18 protein-coding genes are annotated in these 21,510 nt (G+C 61.4%); 11 read left to right on the top strand and 7 right to left on the bottom strand.

Features of this window, described 5'->3' with window-relative positions:
- Window positions 1-288 precede the first annotated feature (288 nt).
- The 7 genes from AC07YV_RS18390 to gap form a co-directional block, all read right to left on the bottom strand.
- Window positions 289-678, bottom strand: a complete 390-nt coding sequence (locus AC07YV_RS18390) for a YbaN family protein (protein WP_102700501.1) — start codon at window positions 676-678, stop codon at window positions 289-291.
- 141 nt (window positions 679-819) lie between these two features.
- On the bottom strand, window positions 820-1,422 hold the full coding sequence (locus AC07YV_RS18385) for a biliverdin-producing heme oxygenase (RefSeq protein ID WP_102700502.1): 603 nt from the start codon (window positions 1,420-1,422) through the stop codon (window positions 820-822).
- A 114-nt stretch (window positions 1,423-1,536) separates the two neighbouring features.
- On the bottom strand, window positions 1,537-4,101 hold the full coding sequence (locus tag AC07YV_RS18380) for a TonB-dependent receptor (RefSeq protein ID WP_102700503.1): 2,565 nt from the start codon (window positions 4,099-4,101) through the stop codon (window positions 1,537-1,539).
- Between the two features lie 122 nt (window positions 4,102-4,223).
- Entirely contained in the window at window positions 4,224-5,189 is a 966-nt protein-coding gene (locus tag AC07YV_RS18375; RefSeq protein ID WP_102700504.1) for a FecR family protein, read from the bottom strand.
- A 91-nt stretch (window positions 5,190-5,280) separates the two neighbouring features.
- Entirely contained in the window at window positions 5,281-5,808 is a 528-nt protein-coding gene (locus tag AC07YV_RS18370; RefSeq protein WP_102700505.1) for an RNA polymerase sigma factor, read from the bottom strand.
- A 77-nt stretch (window positions 5,809-5,885) separates the two neighbouring features.
- Window positions 5,886-6,350, bottom strand: coding sequence for a methylglyoxal synthase (locus tag AC07YV_RS18365; protein WP_102700506.1), 465 nt, complete (start codon window positions 6,348-6,350; stop codon window positions 5,886-5,888).
- A gap of 163 nt (window positions 6,351-6,513) precedes the next feature.
- Window positions 6,514-7,515: a type I glyceraldehyde-3-phosphate dehydrogenase gene (gap, locus tag AC07YV_RS18360; RefSeq protein WP_007974423.1), complete on the bottom strand. Its 1,002-nt coding sequence runs from the start codon at window positions 7,513-7,515 to the stop codon at window positions 6,514-6,516.
- Between the two features lie 220 nt (window positions 7,516-7,735).
- On the opposite strand from gap, the gene edd reads away from it, so the two are divergent.
- The 11 genes from edd (at window position 7,736) to AC07YV_RS18305 (ending at window position 21,499) form a co-directional block, all read left to right on the top strand.
- Window positions 7,736-9,562, top strand: coding sequence for a phosphogluconate dehydratase (gene edd / locus AC07YV_RS18355; protein ID WP_007974426.1), 1,827 nt, complete (start codon window positions 7,736-7,738; stop codon window positions 9,560-9,562).
- On the top strand, window positions 9,559-10,518 hold the full coding sequence (locus AC07YV_RS18350) for a glucokinase (protein ID WP_102700507.1): 960 nt from the start codon (window positions 9,559-9,561) through the stop codon (window positions 10,516-10,518). Before edd ends, AC07YV_RS18350 begins: the two co-directional genes overlap by 4 nt.
- 177 nt (window positions 10,519-10,695) lie before the next feature.
- Window positions 10,696-11,427 (top strand): response regulator, encoded by a 732-nt coding sequence (locus tag AC07YV_RS18345; RefSeq protein ID WP_007974429.1) that lies wholly within the window; start codon window positions 10,696-10,698, stop codon window positions 11,425-11,427.
- 31 nt (window positions 11,428-11,458) lie between these two features.
- Complete coding sequence (locus AC07YV_RS18340) at window positions 11,459-12,886, top strand: ATP-binding protein (RefSeq protein WP_015096573.1); 1,428 nt, start codon at window positions 11,459-11,461, stop codon at window positions 12,884-12,886.
- Window positions 12,887-13,110: 224 nt separating this feature from the next.
- The gene (locus AC07YV_RS18335) at window positions 13,111-14,370 is read left to right on the top strand and encodes a D-mannose isomerase (RefSeq protein ID WP_102700508.1); all 1,260 of its coding nucleotides are present in this window, start codon (window positions 13,111-13,113) and stop codon (window positions 14,368-14,370) included.
- Window positions 14,371-14,487: 117 nt separating this feature from the next.
- The gene (locus AC07YV_RS18330; RefSeq protein ID WP_102700509.1) at window positions 14,488-15,786 is read left to right on the top strand and encodes an ABC transporter substrate-binding protein; all 1,299 of its coding nucleotides are present in this window, start codon (window positions 14,488-14,490) and stop codon (window positions 15,784-15,786) included.
- Between the two features lie 156 nt (window positions 15,787-15,942).
- Window positions 15,943-16,851 carry a carbohydrate ABC transporter permease gene (locus AC07YV_RS18325; protein ID WP_007974433.1) on the top strand — a complete coding sequence of 303 codons (909 nt, stop codon included), beginning with the start codon at window positions 15,943-15,945 and terminating at the stop codon, window positions 16,849-16,851.
- Window positions 16,844-17,689 (top strand): carbohydrate ABC transporter permease, encoded by an 846-nt coding sequence (locus AC07YV_RS18320; RefSeq protein ID WP_102700510.1) that lies wholly within the window; start codon window positions 16,844-16,846, stop codon window positions 17,687-17,689. Before AC07YV_RS18325 ends, AC07YV_RS18320 begins: the two co-directional genes overlap by 8 nt.
- A 4-nt stretch (window positions 17,690-17,693) precedes the next feature.
- Window positions 17,694-18,854, top strand: coding sequence for an ABC transporter ATP-binding protein (locus AC07YV_RS18315; RefSeq protein ID WP_102700511.1), 1,161 nt, complete (start codon window positions 17,694-17,696; stop codon window positions 18,852-18,854).
- 192 nt (window positions 18,855-19,046) lie between these two features.
- Complete coding sequence (locus AC07YV_RS18310; protein ID WP_102700512.1) at window positions 19,047-20,393, top strand: carbohydrate porin; 1,347 nt, start codon at window positions 19,047-19,049, stop codon at window positions 20,391-20,393.
- A gap of 251 nt (window positions 20,394-20,644) precedes the next feature.
- Window positions 20,645-21,499, top strand: coding sequence for a D-hexose-6-phosphate mutarotase (locus AC07YV_RS18305; RefSeq protein WP_102700513.1), 855 nt, complete (start codon window positions 20,645-20,647; stop codon window positions 21,497-21,499).
- The last annotated feature ends 11 nt before the right edge of the window (window positions 21,500-21,510 follow it).

Genomic DNA, 21,510 nt, shown 5'->3' with positions numbered 1-21,510 from the left:
CATGCCCACTATCAGGGCGACTACCCCCAGCAGGCACAGACCGGACAGCAGGACGATTTTCAGGCGGATGGACAGTGAGTCGAACATAGGGCGAACTCGCGAATGGATGAAGTGTTGGCTGTGAGCCGTTGCGGCTCACTCGCTAAATCCATTTAGCGCCGATCAATGCACATCGGCGTGAAGGCCAGGTTACATGAATGGGCTGCCGACGAACGGTAGTGGTTGAACGTTTGCGCAGAAAAATGTGCCGAAAATGGGGGTAAAAAGAGGAAAAAGCGCGGGGTGAATTCAGGCGGGTTGCGGCAGCGATTCCGGCCGTGACCAGATCCACAGGTTGCCCAGCCCCATCCCGGCAATCGCCAGGTAGATCGGCCAGCCGTGTTCGAGCATCACCAACATGAGACCGGCGCATATCAGCATGCTGACGGTGGCACTGACCTTGGCCCGGCGGGCGATGACCTTGCCGTTGCGCCAGTTTTGGAGGATGGGGCCGAACAGCCGGTGGTTTTCCAGCCAGGCACTCAGGCGCGGCGAACTGCGGGTCGCAGCCCAGGCGGCCAGCAGGATGAACTCGGTGGTCGGCAGACCGGGAATGACGATCGCGATCAGGCCGATGCCCAGGCTGACATAGGCCAGCAGGCCGAAGAGGAGGCGGGAGAGTCTGGAAGAGGTGGGCATGGGCTCAAGGCAGGTGTTGAGGCTTGATCGGTCCCTGTGGGAGCGGGCTTGCTCGCGAAGGGGCCATCAGCCTCAACATCAACGTTGACTGACACACCGCTTTCGCGAGCAAGCCCGCTCCCACAAGGGGAACTCATTGGGTCAGGCGGCTTCGGTGGCGTAAGCCTGCTCCAGCAACACCGTGAAGCGGTTGAACGCGTCGAGGGCGCCTTTTTCCACGTCGGCTTCTTCCTGGGCGCTGAACTCAAGGCCGTCCAGGGTTTTGACGAAGCGCTTCCAGCCTTCCGCGCGGCCGCCGGCCGGTTCGCCGAGGTGACGGGCACCGAAGGTTTCGCTCAGGCCAAGGCCCACGGCACGCTTGATCAGGAATGCTGCACCGAGCTTCGAGCCTTCGGAGACGAAGAGCCAGCCCAGGGCCTGGGCCTTGGTCGGGTTCTTCAGGGCACCGGCGACAGGTGCCGGTACATCGGTGTCCAGGTCCGCCAGATCGGCTTTGGCCGCATCGGCGCGGCAGCGGGCCGGCAGGTCCGGGACAATGGCGGTCAGTTCGGCATCGTTATACAGCGACACCAGTTCCGACTGGAACAGGTACTGCGCCACCACGAAGCGGGCGAAACTGGCCTGGGTTTCAAAGGGGGAGTGGGCCTTGACCAGCGCATCGAGCTTGCTGTGCGGCTCGTGGGTGATCTGGTTCAAACGCTGCGAACGCAAGTTGGGGCGTTGTTCGGTGGCCGGGGTAGTCATGGCAATTCCTTGAAAAAGAAGAGGCGCTTGGTAACGAGACGAACAGGAGGGCGCCTGACAGTAAAAAAATCCTCACCGGGCGGCGTGATGAAACCACCCGGCGAGATGAGCGGATCAGATATCCCAGATCAGGTTGACCGCGAAGTTGCGACCCGGCTGGGTCAGGCGGTCGAGGTTGGCCGGTTGGGTCACCGAGGCTTCGCCGACACTGTCGTAACCGCGCACGTCATCCCACAGCCAGTACTTCTTGTCGGTCAGGTTGTAGACGCCGCCGCTGACGGTCACGTCGTCGGTCACCTTGTAAAACGCGCTCAGGTCAAGAATGCCGAAGCCCGGGGTCTTGAACTGGGTGCTGGTGCCGTCCGGGGTCTTGAAGGTGCTGCTGTCGACGCGGTCCTTCTTCTTCACCAGTGTCCAGTTGAGCACACCGCCGTAGGTGTCCTGCTCGTAACCGAGGCCGAACACACCGGTCAGTGGGTTGACGCTGTTGAGCGGCTCGCCGCTGTCGTCGTTGCGACCGTAGGCATAGGCCACCGAGCCCTGGGTGTACAGGCCTTGCGGCGCGCCGAAGGCGTCGAGGTTGAGGCGTCCCTTGACCTCGGCACCCTTGATGGTGGCGTGCTTGATGTTGTTGCTCTGGAACGTGGTCTCGGTGTAGCCGGGCGTGATGGCGTTCTCGTCGATGAAGTCGCGGTATTTGTTGTAGAACACGGCGATGTCAAACGAGCCCTGCTCGAAGTTGCCGCGTAAACCGGTCTCGTAGCTTTTGCTCTTTTCCGGTTCGAGGTCCGGATTAGGTGCGACCCGATAGCCACCGGCGAGGTTTTCGAAACGGCCATACAACGCCTTGGCGGTCGGGGTGCGGAAGCCTTCGGCGTATTGGCCGTACCAGGTGTAGTTATCGTTGAAGCTGTAGGTGGTGCCAAACTTCGGCGACAGGCGATGCCAGGTCTTGGTCTCGTCGCTCACCGTGCCGTTGCCGCTCTGGTCGGCGGTGGCCAGGAACTCTTCGGTGATGTGCGGCTTGAGCTGGGTGTAGTCGTAGCGTGCACCGGGCAGGAAGGTCCAGTTGCCCCAGCTGATCTGATCCTGGGCGAACAGGGCGTAGCTGTTGATGGTCGGGTCCGGGAAGTCACTGGCGGGTGTCAGCGTGTCGCTGGCGCTGGGGGCGCCGATGACCCGGCAGGCGCCGGCCACGGTCAGGCAAGTGCCGGTACCGGTACGCAGGCCGGTGATTTTGTCCTGCTTGATGGTGGTGCCATAGGTGACGAGATGTTCGGTGTCGGCAATGGCAAACGACTTGTCGACCTGGGCATCGAATACCCATTGGCGATCCTTGTAAGTGGTATCGCGGTTGCGCAGCACGGTCCGCGACGGCGCGTAGATTTCCTCGGTGGTCTGGTCGGTCTTGGCGATCTGGTAGTTCAGGGTCCACTTGATGTTGTCAGCCAGTGCACTGTCCAGGCCGAAGCTGTGTTCCAGGCCAAAGCGTTCGCGGGTGATCGTGTCGTTGCCGGTGCGGGACTTGTAGAAGCCGAAACCGCGTCCGGCATTGAACGGGCCGCCCACCGCGCTCAATTGATTGGTGTCGCGGTCGTCCTTGTAGTGCTCGTAGGTCAGGCCCAGGCGCGCGTCGTCGGCGTAATCCCAGCCCAGTTTTGCCAGCACGCTGGTGGTGCGAGCGTCCTGGGGGTTGGCTTCAGTACGGTTCAGGCCCGTGCCGCCGGTTTCGCCATAGGACTCTGTTTCATGACCGTTGCGTTGACTGAAGTGCAACAGGCCATCGAACTCGCCGCTGCGGCCGGCGACGGTGCCGGAGGTCAGCCAGCTTTCATCGGCGGAGCTGTAGCCGGTTTTCAGGCGTGCACCGACATCCTTGCCCGGTTTGATGATGTCGTCCGGGTCCAGCGTGTAGTAGCTGACCGCACCGCCAATGGCGTTGCTGCCATACAGCACCGACGCCGGGCCCCGGAGGATTTCCACGCGCTTGACGATTTCCGGGTCGACATAGTTGCGGTTGGTCTGGGCATAGGGGCCGTTGAAGAATCCGTCGGGCACCTGCACCCCGTCGACCTGGGTCAGCACCCGGTCGCCATCGATGCCGCGAATGTTGTAGCCGGTGATGCCGGCGCGCTGGCCTGCGCCGCCTACCGAAACGCCGGGTTCGTAGCGCACCAGTTCCTTGATGGTGTTGACGTTGTTGCGGTCCAGATCTTCGCGCGTGTAGACAGAGACCGTGCTCGGTACGCTGTTCACATCCTGCTCGTTACGGGTGGCGCTGATGGTGACCTGATCCAGATTGAGGGCACTGCCAGCGCTGCGCTTTTCCAGCACGATGCTGTTATTGCCCAGTTTGCGATAACTCAGGTTGGTCCCCACCAACAGGCGATCCAGGGCTTTCTCCGGCGACAGCGAACCACGGACGCCCGGTGACGCCACACCTTGCGCCAGCTCCGACGACACGCCGACCTGCCAGCCGGTCACTGCGGTAAAGGCATTGAGTGCCGATACCAGAGACTGTTGGGGAATGGCGAAGGCGTAGTCGCCCATTTTGCGAGTCGACGGCTCGGTGGCGGTGGCGGCCATGAGCGGTGCGGCACCGGCCATCAGGATGGCAGCGGTCAGCAGTGACAGCATGCGGGAAGGTGAGGTGGCTGGGCGGGTGAGGCGAGAGGACATCGATAGCGCTCCGTGTCGCACGAATCTTTATAGGTGCTGATAGGCATAGTGAGATGCGAATCAATTGCATTGGCTATAACGAGACGTACAGGGTTTGGCTATCGAGTAAAAATAATTCTCATTCAGTTCAAGATGACCAGCGCCGGGAATTCCTGGAGCCGTGCCGAGGTGATGTGGGCCAGGGAGCGAACCACATCCAGTGGCTGATCGAGGCGGTAGTTGCCGGTCACGGCGACATCGGCCAACTGTTCGTTGTTGTTGATGATCCAGCCCGGGTAGTAGCGGCGAAGTTCCGCCAGCACCTGGTTCAACGGGCAGTTTTCAAACACCAGTCGCCCCTGGACCCACGCCAGGTCGGTGGCGGCATCCAGCTTGGCCGGGCGGTCGAAGCCGTTGGGGCCGATGCGAATGCTTTCCCCGGCGGACAAACGCACCCGCGCATCGTCACGGGTGGCGCGCAAGTCGACATCCCCGCGCTGCACCCGCACCTGTGCCACGCCGTCGAGGTAACGCACGGCAAACGCGGTATCGCGAACGCTGGCCGTGACCGGGCCGGCGTCGATTTCCAGTGGCTGGTTACGACTGGCCTGCACTTCGAAAAACGCTTCACCCTGATACAGGCGGGCGACGCGTTGCTGGTCGTTGATGGTGCTTGAGAACGCCGAATTGGTATTGAGCAGGACTTTGGAGCCGTCCTCCAGTTGCAGGCGCTGGCGCTCGCCGACCACGGTCAGGTGATCGGCCTGCAGGCGCATCGGCAAATTGCTGAAATTGAACAGACCGAGCAGCAGCACGGCGGCAGTGGCCAGCGGTTTCCAGTGCGGACGCAGGCGGGCGAGGACCGTGACTTTCGCGGGACGGGCAGCCAGGCTTTGCGCGCATTGCGCCACGTGCGGGCCGTCCCAGATTGCCTGGGCCTTGGCGAACGCCTGGGCATTCAACGGATCGGCGTCAAGCCACGCCTGGAATTGGCGGGTCTGCTCCTCGTCGGGACTGCCGAGCACGATCAGCCAGTCCAGGGCCTGGTCCATCGCACTTGCGGGATCCTGCGCCGGTGAAGGCTCAGGGGGGCGGTGGTTGTCCGTCACGGTGTTTCCTCGGCAGGGGCTTTTGAGAAGCAGTTTTAAGCTGCAAGCCGCAAGCCGCAAGCTAAAGTTGGTTTCTGGATTGACTTGCAGCTTATAGCTTGCCGCTGCCGTCATGCCGTTCTGCAACCCCGATGCAGATCGACATGATCAATTTGAGCTCTTTCTGCACGGTACTGAGGGACACGTTAAGTTCGTCGGCGATCTCTTGGTAGCTATGCCCGTGCAGGCGGCTGAGGATGAAAATCCGCTGTTGGCGGGCGCTGAGTTCACTGAGACTCACGTTCAGGCGCTCCAGCAATTGTTCGGCGTGGGCGGCGTCTTCGGCGCTGCTGGTGGGGGCGGCGACGCTGTGCACCACCTCCTGCGGTACGTCGTCGACCATGGTGCGCGAATGGATGCGCCGTGCGCGCAAATGATCCAGCGCCAGGTTGCGCGCCGTCTGGAAGACAAAGGGCTCAAGATGATCGATGGCCCGTTCGCTCAATGCACGGGTCACCCGCAGGTAAGTTTCCTGCAAGAGGTCTTCAGCGGTGCTGTGATTGTTGACCATCCGCTCCAGCGTGCGCAGCAGGGAGGTGCGCTGGGCGAGGAAAACGTGGTTGAAGCGTGACTGACTCACGGGAGAACCTGATCCATTTCGAGCGAATGATAATGCTTATCATCTACTCGAGTGGTCAAGCACTGATTTGTGAAGCTTTACCCGCGACCCTGCAAATAGCTCGCGTAATCGGGAATCCGATGGGGATGCGCCTGATCCATCAACGGGCTGCTGAGCAGGTAGTCGGCGCTGCATTCGTTGCACGCCACCGGGATGTTCCACACGGCCGCGACCCGCAGCAATGCCTTGATATCCGGGTCGTGGGGTTGTGGCTCGAACGGGTCCCAGAAGAACACCAGCATATCGACCCGTTGCTCGGCGATTTGCGCACCGAGCTGCTGGTCGCCACCCAATGGACCACTGATCATGCTCTCCACGGGCAGGTCGAGGCGTTGTTGCAACAACAACCCCGTGGTGCCGGTAGCGACCAGGTCATGCTGGGCCAGCTTGTCTTTCTGCCGTTCGGCCCAGTCGAGCAAGAACACCTTGCAGTGGTCATGGGCAACCAGGGCGATACGCTTGCGCGCCGCCAGGGTCTTTTGCGTAAAACTGATGCCGATCATCGATTGTTGCTCCAGACATGACACGCAACTTGTAGGAGCGAGCCTGCTCGCGATGGACTGTAGAACACCGCGGGGCATCAGGTCCCCCGCGTTATCGTTAACGACCATCGCGAGCAATCGAGCGTCGACCGGCTGCTCCTACAAAGAAGGGGGGGCGTGCTGCTTATTCTGCGTTGCACAGCGCCAGGCAGTTATCGAGCATGCGGTTGGAGAAGCCCCATTCGTTGTCGTACCAGGCCAGAACCTTTAGCAGCTTGCCGCTGGACTTGGTGTGGTTGGCGTCGAAGATCGACGACAGGGGGTTGTGGTTGAAGTCGCTGGAGACCAGCGGCAGGGTGTTGTACCCAAGGATCTTCGAGTGCTGGCTGGCCTCTTTCATCAGCGCATTGACCTCATCGGCCGACGCTTCACGCTTGAGTTGCACGGTCAGGTCCACCAGCGACACATTGATCACCGGTACGCGCACCGACATGCCGGTCAACTTGCCCGCCAGTTCCGGCAGCACCAGGCCCACCGCTTCAGCAGCACCGGTCTTGCTCGGGATCATGTTCTGGGTGGCCGAACGGGCGCGGTACGGATCGACGTGATAGACGTCGGTCAGGTGCTGGTCGTTGGTGTAGGCATGAATGGTGGTCATCAGACCACTTTCGATGCCCAGCTCGCGGTGCAGCACCTGGGCCACCGGGGCCAGGCAGTTGGTGGTGCACGACGCGTTGGAAATGATCTGGTGCGACTGGCGCAGAATGTCGTGGTTCACCCCGTAAACCACGGTGGCATCGGCGCCTTTGGCCGGGGCCGAGATAATCACTTTGCGCGCGCCGGCCGTAATATGCGCGGCGGCTTTGGCCCGGTCGGTGAACAGGCCGGTGCATTCGAACACCACATCAATCTTTTCCGCGGCCCAGGGCAGGTCGGCCGGGTTGCGAATGGCGCTGACCGAAATGCGGTCGCCATTGACCGTCAGGCTCTCCTGGTCATGCTGGACATCGGCATCGAACGTGCCATGAACGGTGTCGTACTTGAGTAGATGAGCATTGATCGCGCTGTCGCCCAGGTCGTTGATGGCGACGATCTGCAGATCCTGACGGTAGCCCTGGGTATAGAGTGCGCGCAGGACATTACGGCCGATGCGGCCAAAACCATTGATTGCGATTCGAAGAGTCATAGTGCGGCGCTACCGTCGTTTTGTTGTTGGAATTACAAGATTATTCGCAAAAAAATAGAAAACAAGCCTTTTTGATGGCAATATTTTGTTCAATCTACAACGAGTGACCTGAATCAACTGGTCCAACCGATCAAGAAAACCGTCTGTCATCCCATCGACACCGGCCTTTGATCAGCATAGACAATCAGGTCGCCACATCCGTTAGCCTGGAGTTCTACACATGCATCCCCGCGTCCTTGAGGTCACCGAACGGCTTATCGCCCGCAGTCGCGCCACGCGTGAGGCTTACCTTGCATTGATTCGCGGTGCGGCCAGCGACGGGCCGATGCGCGGCAAGCTGCAATGCGCCAACTTCGCCCATGGCGTGGCCGGTTGCGGCAGCGACGACAAGCACAGCCTGCGGATGATGAACGCCGCGAACATTGCGATTGTTTCGTCATATAACGACATGCTCTCGGCGCACCAGCCGTACGAAGTCTTCCCCGAGCTGATCAAAAAGGCCCTGCGCGAAATCGGCTCCGTCGGCCAGTTCGCCGGTGGCACACCGGCCATGTGCGATGGCGTGACCCAGGGCGAGCCGGGCATGGAGCTGAGCCTGCCGAGCCGCGAAGTGATCGCGCTGTCCACCGCCGTGGCGCTGTCCCACAACATGTTCGACGGCGCGCTGTTGCTCGGCATCTGCGACAAGATCGTGCCGGGCCTGATGATGGGCGCGCTGCGCTTCGGCCATCTGCCGATGATCTTCGTGCCGGGCGGGCCGATGGTCTCGGGCATTTCCAACAAGCAGAAAGCCGACGTGCGGCAGAAATACGCCGAAGGCAAGGCGACCCGCGAAGAGCTGCTGGAATCGGAGATGAAGTCCTACCACAGCCCTGGCACCTGCACCTTCTACGGCACCGCCAACACCAACCAGCTGCTGATGGAAGTCATGGGCCTGCACCTGCCAGGCGCGTCCTTCGTCAACCCGAACACGCCGCTGCGTGATGCCCTGACCCGCGAGGCGGCGCACCAGGTCACGCGCCTGACCAAGCAGAACGGCGACTTCATGCCGATCGGCGAAATCGTCGACGAGCGTTCGCTGGTCAACTCGATTGTCGCGCTGCACGCCACCGGTGGCTCGACCAACCACACCCTGCACATGCCGGCCATCGCCATGGCGGCGGGCATTCAACTGACCTGGCAGGACATGGCCGACCTCTCCGAGGTGGTGCCGACCCTGAGCCACGTCTACCCGAACGGCAAGGCCGACATCAACCACTTCCAGGCCGCGGGCGGCATGTCGTTCCTGATCCGCGAACTGCTGGAAGCCGGGCTGCTCCACGAAAACGTCAACACCGTGATGGGCCACGGCCTGAGCCGCTACACCCAGGAACCGTTCCTCGACAACGGCGAGCTGGTGTGGCGCGAAGGCGTGACCGACAGCCTCGATGAAAGCATCCTGCGTCCGGTCGCCCGCGCATTCTCGGCCGAAGGTGGCCTGCGGGTGATGGAAGGCAACCTCGGTCGCGGGGTGATGAAAGTCTCCGCCGTCGCCGTGGAAAACCAGATCGTCGAAGCGCCGGCCATGGTGTTCCAGGATCAGCAGGACCTGGCCGATGCGTTCAAGGCCGGTTTGCTGGAGAAGGATTTTGTCGCGGTGATGCGCTTCCAGGGGCCGCGCTCCAACGGCATGCCCGAACTGCACAAGATGACGCCGTTCCTCGGCGTGTTGCAGGACCGCGGCTTCAAGGTAGCGCTGGTGACTGACGGACGCATGTCCGGTGCGTCGGGGAAAATCCCGGCGGCCATTCACGTCAGCCCCGAAGCTTATGTCGGCGGCGCTTTGGCGCGGGTGCAAGAGGGCGATATCATCCGCGTCGATGGCGTCAAAGGCACCCTGGAGCTTAAGGTGGACGCCGAAGAATTCGCAGCGCGCACGCCGGCCAAGGGCCTGTTGGGTAACAACATCGGCACCGGTCGCGAACTGTTTGGTTTCATGCGCATGGCCTTCAGCTCGGCGGAGCAGGGCGCCAGCGCCTTTACTTCTGCCCTGGAGACGCTTAATTGAAACTGGCTTTGGTCGGTGACATCGGTGGGACCAACGCACGTTTCGCGTTGTGGAAAAACCAGCAGCTGGAATCGGTCCAGGTGCTGGCAACGGCGGACTTCCCCAGCCCGGAAGAAGCGATCAGCCTCTACCTCGGCGGTCTGGGACTGGCGCCGGGTTCGATCGGCTCGGTGTGCCTGTCGGTGGCCGGTCCCGTCAGTGGCGATGAGTTCAAGTTCACCAACAATCACTGGCGTCTGAGTCGCAAGGGTTTCTGCCAGACCTTGCAGGTGGATCAACTGTTGCTGGTCAACGACTTCTCGGCCATGGCCCTGGGCATGACCCGTTTGCAGCCCGGCGAATTCCGCGTGGTCTGCGAAGGCATGCCGGAGCCGTTGCGCCCGGCCGTGGTGATTGGCCCGGGCACCGGCCTGGGCGTCGGCACCTTGCTCGATCTGGGCGAGGGCCGGTTTGCGGCGTTGCCAGGGGAGGGCGGCCACGTCGACCTGCCCCTGAGCAGCCCGCGTGAAACCCAACTCTGGCAGCACATCTTCAACGAGATCGGCCACGTCAGCGCTGAAACCGCGTTGAGCGGCGGCGGCTTGCCGCGCGTCTACCGGGCGATCTGTGCGGTGGACGGGCACACGCCGGTGCTCGACACCCCGGAAGCCATCACTGCCGCCGGGCTGGCCGGCGACCCGATTGCCGTGGAAGTGCTTGAGCAGTTCTGCTGCTGGCTCGGTCGCGTGGCGGGCAACAACGTGCTGACCACCGGTGGACGCGGTGGCGTGTACATCGTTGGCGGAGTGATTCCACGGTTTGCCGATTTCTTCCTCGAAAGCGGTTTCGCCCGCTGCTTCGCCGACAAGGGTTGCATGAGCGATTACTTCAAGGGAATTCCGGTGTGGCTGGTGACGGCGCCGTATTCGGGCTTGATGGGTGCGGGTGTGGCCTTGGAGCAATCTCTCCCAGCCTGAAATGCGATCAAAATGTGGGAGCGGGCTTGCTCGCGAATGCGGTGTGTCAGTCAACGAATGTGTTGAATGTAAAACCGCTTTCGCGAGCAAGCCCGCTCCCACATTGTTTCTGTGGTGTTTGCAGTTTCGGTGCTTAAGGCATAATCCGCCCAATTCCAATATCAAGGACGCCTTCCTGTGAGCTCAGTCAACAAGTCGATTTTGTTGGTCGATGACGATCAAGAGATACGCGAGTTGCTGGACACCTACCTGACTCGCGCCGGGTTCCAGGTGCGTGCCACTGCCGATGGCGCCGGTTTTCGCCAGGCGCTGAACGAGGCGCCGGCCGACCTGGTGATCCTTGACGTGATGCTGCCCGACGAAGACGGCTTCAGCCTGTGTCGCTGGATTCGCCAGCACCCACGCCAGGCGCAGGTGCCGATCATCATGCTCACCGCCAGTTCCGACGAAGCCGACCGGGTCATCGGCCTGGAGCTGGGTGCCGACGATTACCTCGGCAAGCCGTTCAGCCCACGGGAATTGCAGGCGCGGATCAAGGCGTTGCTGCGCCGCGCGCAGTTCGGTCAGGAGCGTAACGGCGGTGAGGTACTGGCCTTCGATGACTGGCGCCTGGACATGGTCAGCCATCGGTTGTTTCACATCGATGGCGAAGAGGTGATTCTCTCGGGTGCCGACTTCGCACTGCTGAAACTGTTCCTCGACCACCCGCAGGAAATCCTCGACCGCGACACCATCGGCAACGCGACCCGTGGCCGTGAACTGATGCCGCTGGATCGCATCGTCGACATGGCGGTCAGCCGGTTGCGCCAGCGCCTGCGCGACACGGAAAAACCGCCACGGTTGATCCGCACCGTACGTGGCAGCGGCTACCAACTGGCGGCCAATGTGGTTGCCGGCAATGGCCACTGAGATGTTGCGCAAGCTCGCCGCCAGGGTACCGATGCCGCGTTCGCTGCTCGGGCGGATGTTGCTGTTGACCCTGCTGGCGGTGTTGTTCGCCCAGGCGTTGTCGAGCGTGATCTGGGTGTCGCAACTGCGCGCTACGCAGCTCGAGGGCCTGGTCACCAGCGCCCGCAGCCTGGCCCATTCGATGACGGCCAGTGTCAGTTATTTTCGTTCGTTGCCGGTGGCGTTTCGGCCCCTGGTGCTCGATCAGTTGCGCAGCATGGGCGGCACCCGGTTCGTGGTCACGCTCAACGACAAGCCCCTGGGCATGGAAGTGCTGCCCATCACCCCGCGCAAAGAGGCGGTGCTCAAGGCGGTGGACGAGGTGCTGCGCCAGTCCCTCGGTCAGGACACGGACATCTCGGTGACCTTCGTCAGCCCGGAAGACCTGCGCATCTTCAATGGCGGCCTGAAACTCGATGAGTTGCCACGCTCCTGGGCGCACTACGCCTTGACCCTGGAACCGGTGAACCCGCCGGTGCTGGTCACGCAGATCCAGATGGCACCGGGCGAATGGCTGTACATCGCCTCGCTGCTGCCCGAGCCCTATACCAGTCTGGAAGAGCAGGGCCTGCCGGCGCAGCAGGTGTGGTTCATCGTCCTGACCAGTGGCTTTCTGCTGTTGTTCATCGGCCTGCTGGTGCACTGGCAGAGTCGTCCGCTCAAGCGCCTGGCGCGGGCCGCGCGCGATCTGTCGCTGGGGGCCGACGTGGAACCGGTGGCCGAGGGCGGTGGCAGCGAAGTGGTCGAGGTCGGGCGCGCCTTCAACACCATGCGCGAGCGCATCAGCCGTTACCTGACCGAGCGCAGCCAGTTGTTCAGTGCGATTTCCCACGACTTGCGCACGCCGATCACCCGCTTGCGCCTGCGCGTTGAATTGCTCGAAGACGAAACGCTGCAAGCCAAGTTCGGGCGCGATCTGGACGAGCTCGAATTGCTGGTCAAGGGCGCGCTGCAATGTGTGAAGGACACCGACATCCACGAGAACATCGAGCCGGTGGACCTCAACCATGTGCTCGACTGCCTGGTGGAACCGTACCTGGCCCCCAACGGCAATGGTCGCGTGACCCAGCAGGGGCGGGCGCTGGCGGCGTATCCGGGCAAACCCCTGGCGCTCAAGCGCTGCATCGGCAACCTGATCGACAATGCGTTGAAGTACGGGCAGAACGCGCACCTGCACATCGATGACGATGACCGCGCGTTCATCCTGCATGTCGACGATGAAGGGCCCGGCGTGCCGGAGCAGCGGCTGGAGCAGGTGTTCGAACCGCATTTCCGTCTGGCCGGGCAGCAGCAGGGGTATGGGTTGGGGCTGGGGATTGCCCGCAACATTGCCCATAGCCATGGTGGTGAGGTCAGCTTGCAGAACCTGCGTGAGGGTGGGTTGCGGGTGACCCTGCAGTTACCACGCAGCGTTGACTAGTCAGACCGCGTTATCGTTCTTCGCGAGCAGGCTCGCTCCCACATTGGATTTGTATAAGACGCCACCCTGTGGGAGCGAGCCTGCTCGCGAAGGCGTCAGATGATCCAACACATCTCCCAAGGAAATGTCACAACCTGGTGACATAACCCACCCCCTTCGTTACAAGCCGACCTTCGTCCGTTGTTTATGCTGCCCCACAGTCATAACAACAAAAAAGGTACGCCATGGACACCCTCCAACCCGCCTTCAGCAGTTGGCTGAACGCTCCTGCCCATCAGCAATGGCTCGCCGCCGAAGGCCTGCGCCTGTTGAGTTTTGCCAAGGCTTCCAAGCTCCCTGAAGGCTTCGGCAACCTCGATGAAAAAGGCCGCCTCCCGGCCGATGCGCAAGCCCAGACCATGAACACCGCCCGCATGACCCACAGCTTCGCCATGGCCCACATTCAGGGTTTGCCAGGCTTTGCCGAGCTGGTCGATCACGGCGTCGCGGCACTGCGCGGGCCACTGCGTGATGCGGTTCACGGCGGCTGGTTCGCCACTGCCGAACATCGCGATGGCAACACCGGCAAGAACGCTTACCTGCATGCCTTCGTCGCGCTGGCTGCCAGTTCGGCGGTGGTCGCACAGCGTCCCGGTGCGCAAGCCTTGCTCGATGATGCCATCGACATCATCGACACCCGGTTCTGGAGTGAAGAAGAAGGCGCGATGCGCGAATCCTTCAATCGCGACTGGAGTGAAGAGGAGGCGTACCGCGGCGCCAACAGCAACATGCACGCCACCGAAGCCTTCCTCGCCCTGGCCGATGTCACTGAAGACAACCGCTGGTTGTGCCGCGCACAGCGCATCGTCGAGCGGGTGATCCATGGTCACGCCGCTGCCAACGACTACCTGGTGATCGAACATTTCGACCGCGACTGGCAGCCACTGCGGGACTACAACCGTGACAATCCGGCGGACGGTTTTCGCCCCTACGGCACCACCCCGGGCCACGGTTTCGAGTGGGCGCGGCTGTTGCTGCACCTCGAAGCTTCGCGGGTGAGTGCGGGGATGCTCACGCCGGGCTGGCTGGTCACCGACGCGCAACAACTCTTCGAGCACAACTGTCGTCACGGCTGGAACATCGATGGCGCGCCGGGGATTGTCTACACCCTGGACTGGGACAACAAAGCGGTGGTCCGCCATCGCCTGCACTGGACCCATTGCGAAGCCAGTGCCGCCGCCAGTGCCCTGATCAAACGCACGGGTGAAGTGCAGTACGAGCAGTGGTACCGCCTGTTCTGGGAATTCTGTGACAGTCATTTCATCGACCGCTGTGATGGCAGCTGGTATCACGAACTCGATCCGCAAAACCGCCCGAGCGCCGATATCTGGCCCGGCAAGCCTGACCTTTACCATGCCTGGCAAGCCGTTCTGATTCCGCGCCTGGCGCTGGCGCCGAGCATGGCCACGGCGCTGGCGCAGTTGTCCCAGAGCGGTTCTATGTAACCATGCGGTGACATTCGCGCATCCCTTCGTTACCTGCGAGGGGATATCCCCTGTTTAGAATCTTATGCAGCGCAAGCAACAGACTTGCATGCATAACAACAAGAAAGGTGCTCCTAGATGAATGCGATTTCTCGCCTCGCTACTGTCATTTCTCTCGCTTCCCTGTCTGCGCTCCCCCTCAGTGTCCTGGCCGCCGAATCCAAAGGTTCCGTTGAAGTCGTTCACTGGTGGACCTCCGGTGGTGAAAAAGCAGCAGTCGATGTCCTGAAGGCTCAAGTCGAAAAAGACGGCTTCACCTGGAAGGACGGCGCAGTCGCCGGTGGCGGCGGTTCCACGGCCATGACCGTACTCAAGAGTCGCGCCGTAGCCGGCAACCCGCCAGGCGTTGCGCAGATCAAGGGTCCGGACATCCAGGAGTGGGGCAGCACCGGCCTGCTCAGCACCGACGCGTTGAAAGACGTTTCCAAGGCGGAAAACTGGGATGGCCTGCTGTCGAAGAAAGTCTCCGACACCGTGAAGTTCGAAGGCGATTACGTCGCCGTGCCGGTGAACATCCACCGCGTCAACTGGCTGTGGATCAATCCGGAAGTGTTCAAGAAAGCCGGGATCGAAAAAGCCCCGACCACCCTCGAAGAATTCTATGCCGCCGGCGACAAGCTCAAGGCTGCAGGCTTCATCGCGCTCGCCCACGGCGGTCAGCCTTGGCAGGACAGCACCGTGTTTGAAGACGTGGTGCTCTCGGTCATGGGCGCCGACGGTTACAAGAAAGCCTTGGTCGACCTGGACCAGAAAACCCTGTCCGGCCCGGAGATGACCCAGTCGTTTGCCGAGCTGAAAAAGATCACCGGCTACATGGACCCGAACCGTGCCGGTCGTGACTGGAACATCGCCGCCGCCGACGTCATCAACGGCAAGGCCGGCATGCAGATGATGGGCGACTGGGCGAAAAGCGAGTGGACGGCGGCCAAGAAAGTCGCGGGCAAGGACTACCTGTGCGTAGCGTTCCCGGGCACTGAAAAGGCCTTCACCTACAACATCGACTCCCTGGCGGTGTTCAAGCTCAAGGCTGATCGCAAGGGTGACATCGCTGCCCAGCAGGACCTGGCCAAGGTCGCCTTGGGCACCGACTTCCAGAAAGTCTTCAGCATGAACAAGGGGTCGATCCCGGTGCGTAACGACATGCTGGGCGAAATGGACAAGCTCGGCTTCGACGAGTGCGCCCAGAAGTCGGCGAAGGACTTCATTGCGGACGACAAGACTGGCGGCCTGCAACCGAGCATGGCGCACAACATGGCCACTTCCCTGGCCGTGCAAGGCGCGATCTTCGACGTGGTCACCAACTTCATGAACGACAAGAACGCTGACCCGGCCAAGGCCAGCGCCCAACTGGCCTCGGCTGTCAAAGCCGCCCAGTAATCCCTGACACCTAGCACCCCCTGTGGGAGCGAGCCTGCTCGCGAAAGCGGTCTGACATTCAGAAGTGATGTCGACTGAAACACCGCCTTCGCGAGCAGGCTCGCTCCCACAAGGGGTCACCGTGTCGATTCATTTCTCTAAACCTGGATTATCCCGATGAGCTCTGTGGCGGTTTTCAGCAAAGCCTCACCGTTCGATGCGCTGCAACGCTGGCTACCCAAATTGGTACTCGCGCCGAGCATGCTGATCGTGTTGGTTGGCTTCTACGGTTACATCATCTGGACGTTCATTCTGTCCTTCACCAATTCCAGCTTCATGCCGAGCTACAAGTGGGTCGGCCTGCAGCAATACATGCGCCTGATGGACAACGATCGCTGGTGGGTCGCGAGCAAGAACCTCGCGGTGTTCGGCGGCATGTTCATCGGCATCAGCCTGGTGCTGGGCGTGTTCCTCGCCGTGCTGTTGGACCAGCGCATCCGCAAGGAAGGCTTTATCCGCACCGTCTACCTGTACCCGATGGCGCTGTCGATGATCGTCACCGGTACCGCCTGGAAATGGCTGCTCAACCCTGGCCTGGGCCTGGACAAGATGCTGCGTGACTGGGGCTGGGAAGGCTTCCGTCTCGACTGGCTGGTGGATCAGGATCGCGTCGTCTACTGCCTGGTGATCGCCGCCGTGTGGCAAGCCTCGGGGTTTGTCATGGCGATGTTCCTCGCCGGCCTGCGCGGTGTCGATCAATCGATCATCCGCGCCGCGCAAGTCGATGGTGCGAGCCTGCCGACCATCTACCTGAAGATCGTCCTGCCGAGCCTGCGACCGGTGTTCTTCAGTGCCTTCATGATCCTGGCGCACATCGCGATCAAGAGCTTCGACCTGGTCGCGGCGATGACTGCGGGCGGTCCGGGTTATTCATCCGACCTGCCGGCGATGTTCATGTATTCCTTCACCTTCAGCCGTGGCCAGATGGGCATCGGTTCGGCCAGCGCCATGCTGATGCTCGGTGCCGTGCTGACCATCCTCGTGCCGTACCTGTACTCCGAGCTGCGAGGCAAACGCCATGACTAATCAACTCGGAAAATCGGGCATCAGTTTCAGCCGCATCGCGATCTACGCCACCCTGCTGTTGGCAGCGGCGGTGTACCTGATCCCGCTGGTGGTGATGCTGCTGACCAGCTTCAAATCCCCGGAAGACATCCGCACTGGCAACCTGCTGAGCTGGCCGACCGTGATCGACGGCATCGGCTGGATCAAGGCCTGGGACGTGGTCGGCGGCTACTTCTGGAACTCGGTGAAAATCACCGTGCCGGCGGTGTTGATCTCGACCTTCGTCGGCGCGATGAACGGCTATGTGCTGTCGATGTGGCGCTTCCGTGGCTCGCAGTTGTTCTTCGGCCTGTTGCTGTTCGGCTGCTTCCTGCCGTTCCAGACCGTGCTGCTGCCGGCCTCGTTCACCCTCGGCAAATTCGGCCTGGCCAACACCACCACCGGCCTGGTGCTGGTGCACGTGGTCTACGGCCTGGCGTTCACCACGCTGTTCTTCCGCAACTACTACGTGAGCATTCCGGATGCGCTGGTCAAGGCCGCAAGGCTCGATGGCGCGGGCTTCTTCACGATCTTCCTGAAAATCCTGCTGCCGATGTCGATCCCGATCGTGATGGTCTGCCTGATCTGGCAGTTCACCCAGATCTGGAACGACTTCCTGTTCGGCGTGGTCTTCGCCAGCGGCGATGCCCAGCCAATTACCGTGGCCCTGAACAACCTGGTCAACACCAGCACCGGGGCCAAGGAATACAACGTTGATATGGCCGCCGCGATGATCGCCGGGCTGCCGACACTGCTGGTCTACATATTCGCTGGCAAGTATTTCCTGCGTGGGCTGACGTCCGGCGCGGTCAAGGGGTAGAAAGATGGCAACTCTCGAATTACGCAACGTCAACAAGACCTACGGCCCCGGCTTGCCGGACACCCTGAAAAACATCGAACTGAAAATCGATGACGGTGAGTTCCTGATCCTGGTCGGCCCATCGGGCTGCGGTAAATCCACGCTGATGAACTGCATCGCCGGCCTGGAAACCATCAGCGGTGGCGCGATCCTGGTGGATGACGCCGACATCAGCGGCATGAGCCCCAAGGATCGTGACATCGCCATGGTGTTCCAGTCCTACGCGCTGTACCCGACCATGAGCGTGCGCGACAACATCGCCTTCGGCCTGAAGATCCGCAAAATGCCGACCGCGGAAATCGACGAAGAAGTCGCTCGGGTTTCCAAGCTGTTGCAGATCGAACACCTGCTCAGCCGCAAGCCCGGCCAGCTCTCCGGCGGCCAGCAGCAGCGTGTGGCGATGGGGCGTGCGCTGGCGCGGCGGCCGAAGATTTATCTGTTCGACGAGCCGCTGTCCAACCTCGACGCCAAGCTGCGGGTCGAGATGCGCACCGAAATGAAACTGATGCACCAGCGCCTGAAAACCACCACGGTCTACGTGACCCACGACCAGATCGAAGCCATGACCCTGGGCGACAAGGTGGCGGTGATGAAGGACGGGATCATCCAGCAGTTCGGTACGCCGAAGGACATCTACAACAACCCGGCCAACCTCTTCGTGGCGAGCTTCATTGGTTCGCCGCCGATGAACTTCATCCCGCTGCGCCTGCAGCGCAAGGACGGTCGCCTGCTGGCGCTGCTCGACAGCGGCCAGGCCCGTTGCGAACTGCCGCTGGGCATGCAGGACGCCGGTCTCGAAGACCGCGAAGTGATCCTCGGCATGCGCCCTGAACAGATCATCCTGGCCAACGGTGAAGCGAACGGTTTGCCAACCATTCGTGCCGAAGTCCAGGTCACCGAACCGACCGGGCCGGACACCCTGGTCTTCGTCAACCTCAACGAGACCAAGGTCTGCTGCCGCCTGGCACCGGACGTGGCGCCTGCGGTGGGGGAGACCCTGACCCTGCAATTCGATCCGGCGAAAGTGCTGCTGTTCGATGCCAAGACAGGGGAGCGTTTGGGCGTTGCCGGCGTGCCAAAAGCCGAGACGCATGCTGACAACGTCGCACAGTTCAAAGGTAGATAGAGATCAATGTGGGAGCGAGCTTGCTCGCGATAGCGGACTGACATTCAACATCGTTGTCACCTGATACACCGCCATCGCGAGCAAGCTCGCTCCCACAGGGGGGATTCGCAATGCACGGCCTGTCGCGCATTGCACCGGATGTAACCGCGTTAAAAAAAGAAAAGTTAATAACAATAAAACGAGGATGTAGGGATGAAGATGAAGAACAAGGCCCGGTTGCTCTGCCAGGTTTCAGCAGCGGCAGCACTGGTTCTGGCCGGCAATGCGATGGCCGATGAAGCGTTCAGCTCGGACTCCAAGTGGATGACGGGCGATTGGGGTGGCGAGCGTACCAAGCTGATCGAGCAAGGCATCGACATCAAGATGGACTACGTCGGTGAAGTCGGCGGCAACCTGCATGGCGGCTTCAACGATGACAAGACCGCGCGCTACGCCGACCAGTTCGGCCTGGGCGCGGCGCTGGACCTGGAAAAACTGTTCGGCTGGGACAACACCCAGGCCAAGATCCAGCTCACCAACCGTAACGGCGAGAACATTTCCAACGACCGTATCGGCGACCCGCGTGCCGGCACCTTGAGCTCCTCCCAGGAAGTCTACGGTCGTGGCCACATGGTGCGTCTGACCCAGTTGTGGATTCAGCATCAGTTCTTCGACAACAAACTGGACGTCAAGGCCGGTTACTTCGGTGAAGGTGAAGACTTCAACACCTTCCCGTGCGAATTCCAGAACCTGGCGTTCTGCGGATCCCAGGTCGGTAACTGGGCCACCAACATCTGGTACAACTGGCCGGTCAGCCAGGCGGCGATCCGCGTGAAGTACCACATCAATGACGAGCTCTACGCTCAGATCGGCGCGTACAACCAGAACCCGACGCAACTGGAACACGGTAACGGCTTCAAGCTCAGCGGCAGTGGTACTGAAGGCACCGTGTTGCCGGTCGAGCTGGTCTGGTCGCCGAAGGTCAACAACCTGCCGGGCGAATACCGTGTCGGTTACTACAAAAGCACCGCCAATGCCGACGACGTTCTCAAGGACGACAACGGCCAGGACGCAGCGACCACCGGCAACCCTTATCGCGTCCACGATAGCAAGCACGGCTACTGGTTCGTTGCGCAGCAGCAACTCACCAGCCACAACGGCGATGCTTCCCGTGGCCTGAACATCGCGGCCAACGCCACCTTCCACGACAAGGACACCAACTTCATCGACAACTACCAGTCGCTGATGTTCGTGTACAAGGGCCCGTTCGACGCACGTCCCAAGGATGACGTGGGCATCGGTTTCGCCCGTATCCATGTCAACGATGACGTGAAGAAAAACGCTGAGCTGACCAACGTGGCCAACGGTGTTTCGGAATACGACAATCCGCTGTTCTCGCCCATTCGTGAAACCGAATACAACTACGAGATCAACTACGGCTTCCACGTGACCAACTGGCTGACCGTACGTCCCAACCTGCAATACGTCACTCACCCGGGTGGCGTGGATGAAGTCGACAACGCGCTGGTGGCCGGCCTGAAAATTCAGTCGGTGTTCTAACGCGTCTGCGATAAGCTTCTCTCCATGTGCGCATATTTGCGGACAGCCATGGCTGTCCGCTTTTTTTTGCAGCAACAAGGTGGGCTTGAGGGGATGCCTTGTGGCGAGGGAGCTTGCTCCCGCTGGACTGCACAGCAGTCCCTTTTTTGGGGGCGCTTCGCACCCCAACGGGAGCAAGCTCCCTCGCCACAACAATAAGCACAGGCCGTTTGGAGAGATGAGTACACCCATGTTTTTCAGGACCGTGGCACATGCTTGAGCATCCGCTACAACGCTTCTTCAAATCCTTGCGCGAACGTCCGGTGTTTGCGTGGGAGCGCTATCAGATGCGCGACGTGCTGGTGATCGATCATCCGCTGTGTCAGGCGGTGTTCAGTCGGCAGGGCGCGCAGTTGCTGCACTTCCAACCCAAGGGGCAAAAGCCTTGGCTGTGGTGCGCGGCAAAGTGGCCGCAGGTCGGGGCCATTCGCGGTGGTGTGCCGGTGTGTTGGCCCTGGTATGGCCGGCATCCGAGCGAAAACGCCTGGCCGTCCCATGGCTGGGCGCGGCTGCTCGACTGGAAGCTGCTCGACAGCAGCAGTGACGACGAAGGCGTGCGGTTGCACTGGCAGCTGAAGTTGTGTGACTGGCAAGTGGATCTGCACGCCCATCTGGGTGAACGCATGGACTTGCGCCTGAGCACCGAGCATCAGGACGACATGCCGTGCCAGATGAGCCAGGCTTTGCATGCTTACTGGCGTATTGGCGATGTCAGTGAGATAGCGCTGTCTGGGCTGGACGGTGCGCAGGGTTATGACCAGCTGAGCCGACAGGTTTGTCAGCAGGAAGGCGAGTTGCGCGTGGACGGCGGTTGCCAGCGGGTGTTCCAGCATGATGGCGAATTGCAGCTCAACGACCACGCCTGGCAGCGGGCGTTGTGCATTGATACCGGGGATACGGCAGACACGGTGGTGTGGCATCCCGGTTCACGGCCGTTGCTCGGCGTGACCTGGAATGAGATATCCGAATTCGTTTGTGTAGAGGCAGCAAGCGGCGGCACCGACAGCCTGTGCCTGAAGCCTGGGGAGCGGGCGCATTTGAGTTTGCAGGCGCGGGTGGGGGTTTAGTTCAGCATCTG

The sequence above is a fragment of the Pseudomonas sp. GW456-E7 genome, from assembly GCF_059424105.1.
This window is presented reverse-complemented; position numbering and strand designations above follow the sequence as displayed.

Excerpts from the sequence above, each read along its gene's own strand:
- AC07YV_RS18390 (WP_102700501.1), bottom strand. The coding sequence starts at position 678 with ATGCCCACCTCTTCCAGACTCTCCCGCCTCCTCTTCGGCCTGCTGGCC.
- AC07YV_RS18385 (WP_102700502.1), bottom strand. The coding sequence starts at position 1,422 with ATGACTACCCCGGCCACCGAACAACGCCCCAACTTGCGTTCGCAGCGT.
- AC07YV_RS18315 (WP_102700511.1), top strand. The coding sequence starts at position 17,694 with ATGGCAACTCTCGAATTACGCAACGTCAACAAGACCTACGGCCCCGGC.
- AC07YV_RS18310 (WP_102700512.1), top strand. The coding sequence starts at position 19,047 with ATGAAGATGAAGAACAAGGCCCGGTTGCTCTGCCAGGTTTCAGCAGCG.
- AC07YV_RS18365 (WP_102700506.1), bottom strand. The coding sequence starts at position 6,350 with ATGATCGGCATCAGTTTTACGCAAAAGACCCTGGCGGCGCGCAAGCGT.
- AC07YV_RS18330 (WP_102700509.1), top strand. The coding sequence starts at position 14,488 with ATGAATGCGATTTCTCGCCTCGCTACTGTCATTTCTCTCGCTTCCCTG.
- AC07YV_RS18325 (WP_007974433.1), top strand. The coding sequence starts at position 15,943 with ATGAGCTCTGTGGCGGTTTTCAGCAAAGCCTCACCGTTCGATGCGCTG.
- AC07YV_RS18305 (WP_102700513.1), top strand. The coding sequence starts at position 20,645 with ATGCTTGAGCATCCGCTACAACGCTTCTTCAAATCCTTGCGCGAACGT.
- gap (WP_007974423.1), bottom strand. The coding sequence starts at position 7,515 with ATGACTCTTCGAATCGCAATCAATGGTTTTGGCCGCATCGGCCGTAAT.
- AC07YV_RS18340 (WP_015096573.1), top strand. The coding sequence starts at position 11,459 with ATGCCGCGTTCGCTGCTCGGGCGGATGTTGCTGTTGACCCTGCTGGCG.
- AC07YV_RS18335 (WP_102700508.1), top strand. The coding sequence starts at position 13,111 with ATGGACACCCTCCAACCCGCCTTCAGCAGTTGGCTGAACGCTCCTGCC.
- edd (WP_007974426.1), top strand. The coding sequence starts at position 7,736 with ATGCATCCCCGCGTCCTTGAGGTCACCGAACGGCTTATCGCCCGCAGT.
- AC07YV_RS18320 (WP_102700510.1), top strand. The coding sequence starts at position 16,844 with ATGACTAATCAACTCGGAAAATCGGGCATCAGTTTCAGCCGCATCGCG.
- AC07YV_RS18380 (WP_102700503.1), bottom strand. The coding sequence starts at position 4,101 with ATGTCCTCTCGCCTCACCCGCCCAGCCACCTCACCTTCCCGCATGCTG.